Raw genomic sequence first — 12,431 nt, forward strand, 5'->3', positions numbered from 1 at the left:
CGTCGGTTCGGGTCGGGCGGATTCAGGGCGCGTCGGAGGCGAGCCCGCGCAGCGCGGCGTCCGCGAGCGCCGCGAGGCGCTCCTCGGACGGATCGATCCGGGCGAGCACCCGGATCCCGTTGAGGGCCGCAACGAGGAGGCCCGCCGTCGCGGCGGCATCGACGCCGGCCGCGATCTCCCCCGTGCGCCTGCCGGCTTCGATCGCGTCGGCGAACGCCGCGGTCTGCTCGTCCACGACGCGCTGCAGGAGCGCGCGCACGGCGTCGTCGTCGCGCGCGCGGTCGATCGCGGCGTTCGTGACGAGGCATCCGCGGTGTTCCGCATCGCGCAGCGAGAGCGCGACGACGTGGTCGATGACGGCGCGCAACCGGGGCAGGACCGGGCCCTGCGCCGCGAGGATGTCGACCACCTGCCGCGACTCCTCGCGGACGTAGTGGTCGAGGGCACGCAGGTACAGCTGCTGTTTGCTGCCGAAGGAGTTGTAGAGGCTGCTGCGGCCGATCCCCATCGCGGCCTCGAGGGTCGCGGGCGTCGCGCCCGCGTATCCCTGGCGCCAGAACACCTGCATCGCAGCGTCGGTCGCGGCATCCGGGTCGAACGTCATCGGGCGGGGCATGTGCACACGGTAGCAGTTCTGTACCTGCAGGTCTAAAACTACGGGATCCGTCGCCTCCGGGATTCGGCTGGTTGACTGAGCCGCATGGTCCAGGACTTCCGGTTCGGCGTGGCGCTCGGCGCCGCGACGTCACGCGCGAGTTGGGTGGAGCGGTGCCGCCGCGCGGAGGAGCTCGGCTTCGACGTGATCGGCGTCCCCGACCACCTCGGCATGCTCGCGCCCTTCCCCGCCATGATGCTCGCCGCCGAGGCGACGGAGCGGGTTCGCCTCAACACCTTCGTGCTCAACGCGCCCTTCTACAGCCCGGCACTCCTCGCGCGCGACGCCGCCACCGTCGACCTGCTCACCGACGGACGGGTGGAGCTCGGGCTCGGCGCGGGCTACGCCGCCGCCGAGTTCGAGCGGGCCGGCATCCCCTTCCCCACGGCGCGCGAGCGCGTCGACCTGCTGGACGCCACGGCGGCCGCGCTGCGCGCCGCCTTCGCGGACGAGAAGCAGACGCCGCGCCCGGCGCGACCCGGCGGGCCGCCGCTGTTCATCGCCGGGTGGGGCGACCGGCTGCTGGGCGTGGCCGCGCGGCACGCCGACGTCGTCGGGCTGTCGGGCGCGCGCACGGACGACGCGGGCCGCCTGCGGCTGACCACGGAGGCCGAGGCGGCGAGTCGGATCGCGCGGCTGAACGGCCTGCTGGGCGAGCGCGCCGGCACTGTCGAGATCAACACGGTGATCCAGGCCCTCCTGCCGACCGGCACCGGCCGGCCGGAGGGACTCACCCCGCGCGTGACGTGGGACGAGGACGCACCCGCGGACTACATCAGCGTGCTCGTCGGTTCCCCTGGCGCGATGGCGGACCGCCTGCGGGAGCTCCGCGAGCGGCTCGGCATCGGCTATGTCACGGTGATCGACCACAACCTCGAGGCGATGGCGCCGGTCATCGCACTGCTGCGGAGCTAGCCGGAGGCCTTCACGTCGGCGTTGCGGACGAACAGCAGCCGGTCGCCGGCCTCGACGACCGAGACGGCGGGCGAGTCGACGCGGTACAGGTTGCCCTTGCGGACCACGCCCAACACGATGTTCGGCAGGTGCCGCGGCGAGCGGCCCACCTCGACGCGGGTCACCTCACGCTCGGCGATGTTGAAACCGTCGCCGGGCGAGAGCAGGTCCTCGATCATCTCCACCACCGACGGCGTGGTGGTCGCCATGCCGAGCAGGCGGCCGGCCGTCTCCGAGGAGACGACCACCGAGTCCGCGCCGGACTGGCGCAGCAGGTGGGTGTTCTCGGACTCGCGGATCGAGGCGACGATCTTCGCGCGCGGCGCGAGCTCGCGGGCGGTCAGCGTGACCATCACCGCGGCGTCGTCGCGGTTGGCGCCGATGATGATCGACGCGGCCCGCGGCGCACCGGCGAGCCGCAGCACGTCGGCCTTCGTGGCGTCGCCGCGGACCGTGACGAGTCCATCGATCTCGGCGACCTCGAGCGCGGCCTGGTCGGTGTCGACGACGACGATCTTGCCGGGCTCGATGCCGTCGTTGATCATCGCGCTCACCGCCGTGCGGCCCTTCGTGCCGTAGCCCACGACGATCGTGTGGTTGTGCACCGCTGACCTCCAACGTTGGATCTTGAACGCCTGGCGGGACCGCTCCGTGAGCACCTGGAGCGTGGTTCCGACCAAGACGATGAGGAAGAGAATGCGCAGCGGGGTGATCAGCAGGACGTTGATCAGGCGCGCGGATTGGGTGACCGGGGTGATGTCGCCGTAGCCCGTGGTCGAGAGGGAGACGGTGGCGTAGTAGAGGCAGTCGAGGAAGCTGAGCTGCGTCTCGTCGCTGTACTTGCCCTCGATCGCAGCGTCCCGGTAGCCGTCGCGTTCGAGGTAGACCACGATCACGGCGAGGAACAAGGCGCCGAGCGCGACGAGGATCCTGGCGCCGATGGCGCGCCACGGGTTGGTGGAGTCGCCCGCGGGGATGCGGAGGACACTGACCAGCGCATGGTCGGGGAGATCCGTCAGCTCGGACTTACTCCGTCTGCGGAACGTGGTGCGTGCGGACATACCTACCTGGACGATTCCTCGCGAGAATTGCTGGTCGTTACCCGTCCGGTCTAGCACGTCCGGCGGAACCGACGAGCAATCTGCCACAATCTTCAGATGCTGTCCACACACGGCCCCGCCCGTCGCACCGACAAGCTCGCCCGCGGAATGGCCCTGTCCCTCGCCGGGATGGGCGCCCTGCACTTCGTCGCGCCGAAGCCCTTCGATTCGATCGTGCCGCCGAACCTTCCGCTGGGACTGACGCCCCGCCGCGCGACGCAGCTCTCGGGCGTCGCGGAGCTGACCACCGCCGCTCTGCTGGCCGCCCCCAAGACCCGCCGGCTCGGCGGCGTCGCCGCGGCCGCCCTGTTCGCCGCGGTCTTCCCCGCCAACGTGCACATGGCGCAGCAGTGGTCCGACAAGCCGCTGCCGCTCAAGCTGGGCGCGTACGCCCGGCTGCCGCTGCAGCTGCCGATGGTCGTCTCCGCCGTGAAGATCGCCCGCGACAAGGGCGAACCCGCCTAGCCCTCCCCCGCGCTCGTGATCAGGTCCGCGAGGCCCTGGTGCTCGATCAGGTCCGACGGTGCCACCGTCTCCCCTGAGCGCACGTAGAAGAACGCCGCCCGCACGTCGTCGACGGGCACGTCGCGCAGCCGGGCCCACGCCAGCCGGTACGCCGCGAGCTGCACCGCGGCGGCGCGTTCGTCGGCCGGCTCGGTGGGCCGCACGCCCGTCTTCCAGTCGACCACGGTGAAGCCGCCGCCCGGATCGCGGAAGACGGCGTCCATCCGCCCGCGCACGACGGTGCCCGCGGCGGCGATCTCGAAGGGCACCTCGATGTCGACGGGGGTGCGCGCCGCCCACTCGCTCTCCTCGAACCGCCGCTGCAGCAGCGCGAGGTTCTCGTCGGCGCCGGCGTCGCCGTCGGCCGCGCCGGGCAGCTCGTCGAGGTCGAGCAGCCGCGACGCCCCGTACCGGCGCTCCAGCCAGGCGTGGAAGGCGGTGCCGCGCCGTGCGTACGGGTTCGGCTTGAACGGCACGGGCCGGCGCAGGCGGCTCGCGAACGTCGCCGGGCTGCGCCGCAGCTCCACCAGCTGGCTCACCGAGACCTCCCGGGGCACGGCGACTTCCAGCTCCAGTTGCGCCTGCCGGGCGCGCTCGGCGAGGAGGGCGGTGACCTCGGCGGCCCAGCCGTACGGGTCGGCCTCGTCCGGATCGGGCTCGTCGGCGCCGCGGCCGAGCTCGGCGAGCACCAGCTCCGCGCCGGCGTCCACGTCGGCGCGGTGGGCGCCGAGGAAGTCGCGCGGCCAGGGCAGCCGGATCGGCTCGGTCTCCAAGGGGTTCGGCGCGTCCTCGAGGGGCTCGGCGGCCCACTCGGCGACGGCGTCGGGCGCGTGGTCGCGCGCCGCGACGAGGAAGCGCGACGGTGCCTTCGGCGTCTTCACGTCCTCGCTCCAGTAGTGCCCGGAGAGCAGGAGCACCGACTGGGTGCGCGTGACGGCGACGTAGAACAGGCGCTCGTCCTCGTGCATGTTCATGCCCTTGAGCGCCTTGCGGTGCGCGTCGAGGGCGTCCTCGAGGTCCTTGCGGTTGTTGCAGCCGTCGAGGTCGAGGCGGGGCACGCCGTCGGTCTCGCCCGGCTCGGCGAGATCGCCGCGCAGGTTCGGCTGCAGCTCGGCGGGCGTCGAGAGCCAGGTGGGCAGCGCCCGGTTGGACGGGAAGATGCCCTCCGACAGGTGCGGCACCGCCACCACGTCCCACTCAAGGCCCTTGGCGGAGTGCACCGTGAGCACCTGCACCCGGTCGGTGGCGACCTCCACGTCGCCCGGGGTGAGGCCGCCCTCCACCTTCTCGGCGGCGGCGAGGAAGGCGAGCAGGCCCGGCAGGGTGGCGGTGGGCCGTTCGGCGTAGGAGACGACCACGTCGGCGAAGGCGTCGAGGTGCTCGCGGCCGGTCGCGCGGCCGCCGAGCTGCCGGGACGCGCGGATACGGGTCTCGATGCTCACGCCCAGAACCCGTTCGGCCTCGGCCACGACCTCGGGCAGCGGGTGGCCCAGGCGTTCCCGGACGTGCCGCACCTCGCGGTCGAGCGAGCGGATCTTCGCCAGACCCGCGGCCGAGTAGTCGGCGTCCGGCCCCGGATCGGCGATCGCGTCGCCCAGGCCCGCGGCGTCGAGACTCTCCGAGGGCAGCGTGGCGTCGAGGGCGGCGTCGAGTTGCTCGGCCGTGGCGACGGCGCCCGCGGCCGCGCGGCCGGTGGTGTGCGCGATCCGGCGGGCGCGGTTCCACAGGGCCCGCAGGTCAGCGGCGCCGAGCTGCCAGCGCGGGCCGGTGAGCAGCCGCATCGCGGCGGTGCCGGCGAGCGGTTCGACGGCGAGCCGGAGCAGCGCGACCACGTCCTGCACCTCGGGCGTGCTCAGCAACCCGCCGAGGCCGACGACCTCGACGGGCACGCCGCGCTCGCCGAGGGCGGCGGCGATCCCCGCGGAGTCGGCGTTGCGACGGACGAGCACCGCCACCGTCGGTGGCTCCTGCCCCGCCTCGATGCGGCCGCGCCATTGCTCGGCGATCGCGTCGGCGGCCCAGTCGCGCTCGTCGATCACGGTGGAGTGCAGGGAGATCCGCAGGTCGCCCTCGGGCGCGTCCGGCCGGGCCTTCAGCTCGGAGACAGGGACGCCCCGGCTGCGCAGGTCCTCGGAGACGGCGTTGGCGAGGTCCAGCGCGCCGGTCGGATTGCGCCAGCTGGTGAGCAGTTCGCGGCGCGGGGCGGGGGTGCCGTCGGCCTGCGGGAAGTCCGTGGCGAAGCGGGGCAGGTTCGCGGCCGACGCGCCGCGCCAGCCGTAGATCGACTGGATCGGATCGCCCACGGCGGTCACGGCCGCGGCGCCCGACGGTCCGCCAAACAGGGACGCCAGCAGCATGCGCTGCGCGTGCCCGGTGTCCTGATACTCGTCGAGCAGGACGGCGCCGAACCTCGCCCGCTCGAGGCCCGCGACGTCGGGGTTGGCGAGCGCGAGCTGCGCGGCGAGCCCCATCTGGCTGCCGAAGTCGAGCACCTCGCGGGCCCGCATCTCCGCGGCGACGGCCCGCACCAACGGGATCAGCCGGCGCCGCTGCTCCTGCACCTCGGCGGCCTTGAGCAGCGCCGCGTTCGGCGCGGCCCGCTGCCGCGGCCCGGGCGGCAGCAGCCCGATCAGGCGCTCCAGCTCGTCGTCGTCGGCCTCCAGCTGATCGGGCGTGACGAGGTGGTCGGCGAGCGCCCCGGAGAGCCCGAGCACCCACTCCGTGAGGTTCGCCGGGTTCCGGTCCAGCTCCAGCGCCTCGTCCCACCCGGTGACCACGTCGTACGCGATCTGCCACCGCTCGGTCTCGGAGACGAGGCGCACCGACGGCTCGACCGGCAACAGCATGCCGTAGTCGCCGAGCAGTCGCCCCGCGTAGGCGTGGTACGTGCTGATCTCGGGCTCGACGGTGCGCAGCGACGCCCGCAGCTCCCCCGAGGGGTCGATCCGGTCGACGACGGGCGCTCCAGCGAGGCGTGCGAGCCGCTTGCGCACGCGGATCATCAGCTGCTGCGCGGCCTTCCGGGTGAAGGTGAGGCCGAGTACCTGGTCGGGCGTGACGTAGCGGTTGGCGATGAGCCACACCACGCGGCCGGCCATCGTCTCCGTCTTGCCCGCGCCCGCGCCGGCGACGACGAGGCACGGCCCGAGGGGCGCTTCGATGACGGCGCGCTGCTCGTCCGTGGGCGCGAAGGCCTGGCCCAGCTCGTGCGCCAGGTCGACCGCCGAGATCAGCGGCGCGTGTGGGAATCCTTCAGTCATCGACGACGCTCCTCCCCTTGTCCACCACCGGGCAGCACGACGCGACCGCGCAGTACTGGCACGACGCGTTCAACGTTGCGGGGAACTGCGGCCCGCGGGTGCGGCGCGCCGCCTCGCGGATCACGCCGAGCCACTCGTCCACGTCGGCCGGAGTGAGCGCGTCCTGCTCGCGGACGGTGGCGCCGGTCTTGTTGTGCGCCTTCGCGACGTACACCAGCTTGCCGCCGCCCGGGGTCTCCGGGACGCCGCCGATCCCGCCGTGCGCGAGGGCCACCTGGTAGGTGCGCAGCTGCGCCTGGGCCTGTCCCTCGGCCTGCGTGGGCAGGGTGCGGCCGGTCTTGACGTCCACCACGACGGCCCGCCCGAGCGGGTCACGCTCGAGACGGTCGATCCGGCCGCGGATCCGCACGTCGGGATCCTCCCCCGCGCCCTCGATCACCGCGTCGACGCCGATCTCCACGCCCGCCTCGGTGAGCTCGCCACGGCTGCCCGCGAGCCAGGACCGGAAGGACTCCAGCATCTCCTCGGTGCGCGCCAGCTCTCGCTGCGCGAACCAATCGGCCTCCAGATCCACGCGGTCCCAGACCTTCTCCAGCGAGCGGGTCACCTCGTCCTTGGGGATCCGGCCCGCCACCGCCTGCACCAGCGTGTGCACCAGGTTGCCCGTGGCCTGTTTGGCGGAGTCGCCGTCGCTGCCGCCGAAGCGCTCCAGCATCCAGCGCAGCGCGCACGCCGAGAGGGACTCCACGTTCGACGGGGAGAGCGCCACCGGCCCGTCCTCGGGCGACCACAGCGGATCGTCGGTGCTGGCGCCGGCCACGCCGTACCAGCTGTCCGGGTGCGCTCCGGGGACGCGGTCGGCCGCGAGCCGGGCGAGCTGTCGCGCCGCGTGGGCGCGCTCCTCCGGTTCGCGCGCGGGATCGCAGGCGGCGGTGCGCAGCACGGCCACGAGGGTGCGCAGGTCCAACGAGGCCGACGGTGCGCTCTCCACCGCCGGCGTGTAGGTCTCCGGGTCGTCTCCCCCCGACGGCGCGATGCCCTGCAGGAACCGCGAGGGCACCAGGTCGCCGTCGCCGTCGGCGGTGTCGACGGCCGTGATGAGCAGCGTGCGCCGGGCCCGCGAGCAGGCCACGAGCAGCAGCCGCCGCTCCTCCGCGAGCAGCGGCAGCGACCGCGAGACCGTGGGCAGCGCCGCCGGATCCATCCCGTCGAGCGCGTCCAGCAGCTCGTCGGTGCCGAGCAGTCCGCCACGGCGCCGCAGGTTGGGCCAGCGCCCCTCCTGCACGCCCGCCACGGCGACGACCTCCCACTCGCGCCCGACGGTGCTGTGCGCCGACAGCAGCGTGACGCCGGGGACAGTGGCCTGCCCGCTGCGCCCCCGGGCGCGGTCGGACCGCGGGATCTGCAGCTGCTCCAGGTATTCGACGAAGGCACTCACGGAGGCCGTGGGCAGGGTGTCGGTGAAGTCGGCGGCGGAGTCGAACAGGCCCATCACCGCGTCGAGGTCGCGGTCGGCCTGCCCGCCGAGGGTGCCGCCGCGCAGGGCGAGCGCGCCCCACCGGGCCGCGAGGCCGGTGGCCGCCCACGCCGCCCACAGCACCTCCTCGACCGTGCCGTGCTCGGCAGCGGCGCCCGCGGCCCGGACCGCGGCGAGCACGCGCTCCACCGGCTCCGCCTCGAGCTCGGTGAGCACGGCCTTGTACGGCGCGAACTCGGCCGCGCCGGTGAGCACCGCGGTGAGGATCTCGGCGGAGCCGCGATCCTCCGCCGGGTCGGCGCGGCGCACCGCGCGCCGGACGCGGCGCAGGGTGAGCGGGTCGCCGCCGCCCACGGGGCCCGACAGCAGGGTGACGGCCTCCGCCGGATCGAGCCCCTCGGGCGCGACGGCGGCGCGCAACACAAGGAGGAGTGCGTGCACGGCGCGCTGCCGCGCGAGCGGCACATCGTCGGCGGGCACGGTGACCGGCACGCCGGCGTAGGCCAGCGCGCGGCGCAGCGGCGCGATCGACGCCGAGACGGACCGCACGACGACGGCCATGTCCTCCCACGGGACGCCGCCCAGGACGTGCTCGCGCCGCAGCATCGCGGCGATCGCGTCGGCCTCCTTCGCGGGGGTGGAGAACAGCCGGACGGCCGCGGTGCCGGGCCTCGGGCGTTCGGGTGCGACCGCCCCGAAGCGGTTCGGCAGCCGCGCGGAGATGCGGTTCACGGCGCCCGCGACCTCGTCCCCGAAGCGGAAGCTCCGCTCGAGCAGGACGTCCCGCTCGAGCGTGACGTCGAGGTTCTGCAGGAAGCGGGTGCTGGCGCCGCGGAAGGAGTTGACCGCCTGGTCGGGATCGCCCGCGATCACGGTGAGCTCGGTGCCCGTGCCGAGCAGCCGGATCAGCGCCGACGCCAGGGGATCGAGGTTGTGGGCGTCGTCGACCAGCAGGAACCGGATGCGCTCGCGCTGCTGGGCCAGCAGCGCATCGTCGGAGGCGAGCGCCGTGACGGCGGCGTCGATGAGCTCGGCCGCGTCCACCGCGGGGGCGACGGCCTGCGGGCCGGCGAGGCCGACGGAGCCGCGCAGCAGCGTGGTCTCCTGGTACTCGCGCAGCGCGTTCGCCGCCGCGAGCCACTCCCCGCGGTTGTACCGCCGCGCGAGGTCCTCGATCTCGTCCGGGCCGGCGCCGCGCTGCGCGGCCTGGGCGAACAGGTCGCGGAGCGCGCCCGCGAAGCCGTGGGTGACGAGCGCCGGCCGCAGCCGCTCCGGCCAGAAGGCGCCGCCGTCGTCCACGTTGCCGCGCAGCAGCTCCCGCACCACCGCGTCCTGCTCCGAGCCGGTGATGAGGCGGGGCGGCGGGCTGCCGGTGCTGGACGCCTGCAGCCGCAGCACCGCGAAGGCGAGCGAGTGCACGGTGCGCACCAGCGGCTCGCCCGATGCGTGCACGCCCTCGTTGCCCGCGAGTACCCGGGCGGAGAGTTCGCGCCGCAGCGCGCCGGCGGCCCGCTTGTTGCCGGTGAGGAGCAGCACGGACTCGGGCTCGACGAACGGGTCGGTGAGCTTCGCCACCGCGATGTCGACCAGCGCCGACGTCTTGCCCGTGCCGGGCCCGCCGCGGATCCGGTACGGCGCCCAGCCGCCCACGTCCAGGGGCAGCTCGCCGGTGGCGGGCGATGCGAGCGCGGCGATCGTGCCGCCCCACTCGCGGACGGTGGGCGGCTCCGGGGGCGTGTACTGCAGCCGCAGGCGCGGCCGACGGTGCTTCCCCGCACCGTCGGTCCCTCGATTCCCGGTTCCGGCGTTCACGCGCACCCCCTCTCCGACCGCGTCCGTCGATCACATCACAGCCCACCGACAGCTTCGCGGCGGCACCGCACAGGGCATGATCGAGGGCATGCTCAACACCCACGTCTACGGCCCGGACGCGCCGGGCGCGCCCACCGTGCTCGCGATCCACGGCGTCACCGGCCACGGTGCGCGCTGGCGCCGGTTCGCGGACGACGAGCTTCCGGACGTGCGCGTGTTGGCCCCGGACCTGCGCGGCCACGCCCGCTCGACGTGGGCGCCGCCCTGGCACCTGGAGCAGCACGTGGCCGACCTGGCCGAGGTGATCGAGCGCAACGGCGGCGGACCCGTCACGGTGATCGGGCACTCCCTCGGCGGCGCGCTCGCCTGCCGGCTGGCTGTCTCCCGGCCCGACCTGGTGCGCGCCCTCCTTCTCATCGACCCGGCGCAGGAGCTCGACCCCGAGATGTGCGGCACGATCGCCGCGCAGACCATCGAGTTCTTCGACTTCACCTCGCCCGAGGAGGCGAAGCAGGAGAAGCGGTCCGGCGCCTGGGCGCAGGTGCCCGAGCCGGTGATCGACGACGAGATCGCCGAGCACCTGGTGCGCCGCGACTCCGGCCGCTGGGAGTGGGACATCAGCTGCGCCGCGGTCGCGGCGCTGTGGGGCGAGCTGGCCCGCCCGGCCGTCGGCGCACCGTCGTCGATCCCGACGGTGCTGCTGCGCGCCGAGCGCGCCCACTTCGTCACCGACGCGCAGCTGGCGGCGATGCCGGGCGGCGTCGAGGTGATCGCGGTGCCGTCGGACCACATGGTGGCGCAGGAGATCCCGGCGACCGTCGGCGAATACGCGCGCCGCCTGATCGGATAGGACGATGGCGAAGGTCACCGAGGAGCAGGTCGAGGCGGTGCGGGCGCTGATCGAGGCGATCCCGCCCGGCCGGGTGCGCACCTACGGCGACATCGCCGGGGAACTGGACCTGAGCTCGCCGCGGATCGTGGGCTGGGTGATGCGCACCGACGCCTCCGACCTGCCGTGGCACCGGGTGGTACCGGCCAGCGGCCGGCCCGCGGCACACATCGCTACGGAGCAATTGGAGCGACTGCGCGCCGAGGGCGTGCTCGCCGACGGCGACCGGATCCCCCTGCGCGACTACCGACTCTGAGCGAATCTCTCGACGAGCAGGTCGATCACCTCGGGCGCGGTGCCGAGCGGCGCGGCCACCCCGTCGGCGCCCGCCTCCGCGAGCCGGTCGTGGAACAGTCCCTCCGCCAGCTGGTAGGCGGCGAGGAAGATCCGCCGCGCCGGAGCCCCCGCGGCCGCGACCGCGTCGGCCACCGTCGGGCTGCCTGCGGCGAGGAAGCCCACCGGGACCGCGCCGCCCACGGCCTCGCCGAGGTACCCGGCCATCGTGCGCACATCTGCGCGCGCGTGCGGGTCCGACGAGCCGGTGGCGCCGAGCACGACGGTGTCGCCGGGCCGCCACCCGGCCTCGCGGAGCCGGCGCAGCAGCGCCCCGACCAGCGCGCGGTCCGGGCCCAGCGCCGGTGCGACGGTGACCGCTGGGTGCCCACTCGTCGCGACGTGCCGGGGCACGTCGGTGCGCACGTGGTAGCCGACGGCGAGGAAGGCGGGCACGAGCACCGTCGGGCGGTCCGACACGCGCAGCAGGTCGGACGGTGACGGGCCCCGCACGTCGACGAAGGCGACGTCGACCGGGCCGGTACGCGCGGCGACGGCCTCGGCGATCGCGTGGGCCGTGGCGATGCCGGACGCCGAGCGGGTGCCGTGGGCGACGAGGATCCGCCGCTCCGCCGGGGCACCGGTCAGAGCAGCCACCGGCCGATCTCGACGATGTGCTCGAAGCCGGGCAGCGCCTCGGCTTCGGAGCGCGGGTGCACGGCGTGCACCGCGAGCCGGAAGATGAGGGCGCGCAGCACCATCTGCGGCCACTCGGGCAGATCGGCCCAGCGCATGAGGAGGCCGTCGTCGGCGCCGCCCCACGAGAGCCCGTCGACGGCGACGACCGCCGCGGCCCACGTGGGCGGGCGCCAGTACGGCGTGAAGTCGGTGATGCCCGGCGCGGCGGCGCCCGCGAAGAGCACAGAACTGGCGAGGTCGCCGTGGACCAGCTGCGGCGCCTCCTGCACCGGCGTGCGCAGCGCGGCGAGCTCCATCACCAGTTCGACCGCGCGCTGCCGGTGTTCGACGGTCTCGTCGAGCGCGCCGAGCTTGCGGGCCATGGCGAGCGGCTTGTCCTCCCACGCGGCGCGGTCGGCGAAGCCGAAGTAGTCGACGTCCGTGAACGGTGCCACGGTGGGCGAGGCGAGGAAGCGCGGCCGCTCGAGCTTCGCCGTCACCTCGTGCAGGCGGTTCGCCATGGAGATGATCTCGTCGAAGCGCGGCTCGGCCGAACCGGCGATGAACGTGTCGGCCCGCCAGCTCGAGACCACGTACCGGCCGTCGGTGGCGCGGAAGGGCCGGGCCAGGCGCATGCCCTCGACGTACAGGTCCTCGCGCACCTGCGCCGACCACGCGGCGCGGGCGTGGTCGGCGATGAGCGAGAGCACCACTTCGCCGCAGCGCCAACCGCCGTCCCACTCGGCGCCGAGTGCGATCGGCTCGGTCTCGTCCAGGCCGAAGGTGGACAGGACGTGCGCGGGAGGTTCGACGGGGCTCACCTCATGAA

Annotated in this window: 10 protein-coding genes; 4 read left to right on the forward strand and 6 right to left on the reverse strand. The window is 74.4% G+C overall.

Going from position 1 to position 12,431, the window contains the following annotated elements; translation table 11 throughout:
- Positions 1–22 precede the first annotated feature (22 nt).
- Entirely contained in the window at positions 23–616 is a 594-nt protein-coding gene (locus tag WFK95_RS14720; RefSeq protein WP_336671133.1) for a TetR/AcrR family transcriptional regulator, read from the reverse strand.
- A gap of 84 nt (positions 617–700) precedes the next feature.
- Between WFK95_RS14720 and WFK95_RS14725 the strand changes: the two genes are divergently transcribed.
- On the forward strand, positions 701–1,570 hold the full coding sequence (locus WFK95_RS14725) for a TIGR03621 family F420-dependent LLM class oxidoreductase (protein WP_336671134.1): 870 nt from the start codon (positions 701–703) through the stop codon (positions 1,568–1,570).
- Here WFK95_RS14725 and WFK95_RS14730 read toward each other — a convergent pair.
- Positions 1,567–2,670, reverse strand: a complete 1,104-nt coding sequence (locus tag WFK95_RS14730; protein WP_224647925.1) for a potassium channel family protein — start codon at positions 2,668–2,670, stop codon at positions 1,567–1,569. The two genes, WFK95_RS14725 and WFK95_RS14730, sit on opposite strands and share 4 nt — an antisense overlap.
- A gap of 96 nt (positions 2,671–2,766) precedes the next feature.
- Between WFK95_RS14730 and WFK95_RS14735 the strand changes: the two genes are divergently transcribed.
- The gene (locus tag WFK95_RS14735; RefSeq protein ID WP_224647924.1) at positions 2,767–3,174 is read left to right on the forward strand and encodes a DoxX family protein; all 408 of its coding nucleotides are present in this window, start codon (positions 2,767–2,769) and stop codon (positions 3,172–3,174) included.
- Here the strand turns inward: WFK95_RS14735 and WFK95_RS14740 are convergent.
- Positions 3,171–6,473, reverse strand: coding sequence for an ATP-dependent DNA helicase (locus tag WFK95_RS14740; RefSeq protein ID WP_224647923.1), 3,303 nt, complete (start codon positions 6,471–6,473; stop codon positions 3,171–3,173). The genes WFK95_RS14735 and WFK95_RS14740 overlap by 4 nt on opposite strands.
- On the reverse strand, positions 6,466–9,762 hold the full coding sequence (locus WFK95_RS14745) for an ATP-dependent helicase (RefSeq protein ID WP_224647922.1): 3,297 nt from the start codon (positions 9,760–9,762) through the stop codon (positions 6,466–6,468). The genes WFK95_RS14740 and WFK95_RS14745 overlap by 8 nt, the downstream gene beginning before the upstream one ends.
- Before the next feature lie 88 nt (positions 9,763–9,850).
- On the opposite strand from WFK95_RS14745, the gene WFK95_RS14750 reads away from it, so the two are divergent.
- Together WFK95_RS14750 and WFK95_RS14755 are read left to right on the forward strand one after the other, a co-directional pair.
- Complete coding sequence (locus WFK95_RS14750; RefSeq protein WP_224647921.1) at positions 9,851–10,612, forward strand: alpha/beta hydrolase; 762 nt, start codon at positions 9,851–9,853, stop codon at positions 10,610–10,612.
- Positions 10,613–10,616: 4 nt separating this feature from the next.
- On the forward strand, positions 10,617–10,907 hold the full coding sequence (locus tag WFK95_RS14755; RefSeq protein ID WP_224647920.1) for an MGMT family protein: 291 nt from the start codon (positions 10,617–10,619) through the stop codon (positions 10,905–10,907).
- Here the strand turns inward: WFK95_RS14755 and WFK95_RS14760 are convergent.
- Both WFK95_RS14760 and WFK95_RS14765 read right to left on the reverse strand, forming a co-directional pair.
- A complete protein-coding gene (locus WFK95_RS14760) occupies positions 10,895–11,572 on the reverse strand; it encodes a sirohydrochlorin chelatase (RefSeq protein WP_443081565.1) in 678 nt (225 codons plus the stop codon). The two genes, WFK95_RS14755 and WFK95_RS14760, sit on opposite strands and share 13 nt — an antisense overlap.
- The gene (locus WFK95_RS14765; RefSeq protein ID WP_336671136.1) at positions 11,569–12,423 is read right to left on the reverse strand and encodes a TIGR02569 family protein; all 855 of its coding nucleotides are present in this window, start codon (positions 12,421–12,423) and stop codon (positions 11,569–11,571) included. Before WFK95_RS14765 ends, WFK95_RS14760 begins: the two co-directional genes overlap by 4 nt.
- Between the last annotated feature and the right edge of the window lie 8 nt (positions 12,424–12,431).

Source organism: Tsukamurella sp. USMM236, assembly GCF_037148755.1.
GTDB lineage: Bacteria > Actinomycetota > Actinomycetes > Mycobacteriales > Mycobacteriaceae > Tsukamurella.

Coding starts and splice junctions, on each gene's coding strand:
- WFK95_RS14730 (WP_224647925.1), bottom strand. CDS start 2,670: ATGTCCGCACGCACCACGTTCCGCAGACGGAGTAAGTCCGAGCTGACG.
- WFK95_RS14720 (WP_336671133.1), bottom strand. CDS start 616: ATGCCCCGCCCGATGACGTTCGACCCGGATGCCGCGACCGACGCTGCG.
- WFK95_RS14735 (WP_224647924.1), top strand. CDS start 2,767: ATGCTGTCCACACACGGCCCCGCCCGTCGCACCGACAAGCTCGCCCGC.
- WFK95_RS14750 (WP_224647921.1), top strand. CDS start 9,851: ATGCTCAACACCCACGTCTACGGCCCGGACGCGCCGGGCGCGCCCACC.
- WFK95_RS14755 (WP_224647920.1), top strand. CDS start 10,617: ATGGCGAAGGTCACCGAGGAGCAGGTCGAGGCGGTGCGGGCGCTGATC.
- WFK95_RS14740 (WP_224647923.1), bottom strand. CDS start 6,473: ATGACTGAAGGATTCCCACACGCGCCGCTGATCTCGGCGGTCGACCTG.
- WFK95_RS14725 (WP_336671134.1), top strand. CDS start 701: ATGGTCCAGGACTTCCGGTTCGGCGTGGCGCTCGGCGCCGCGACGTCA.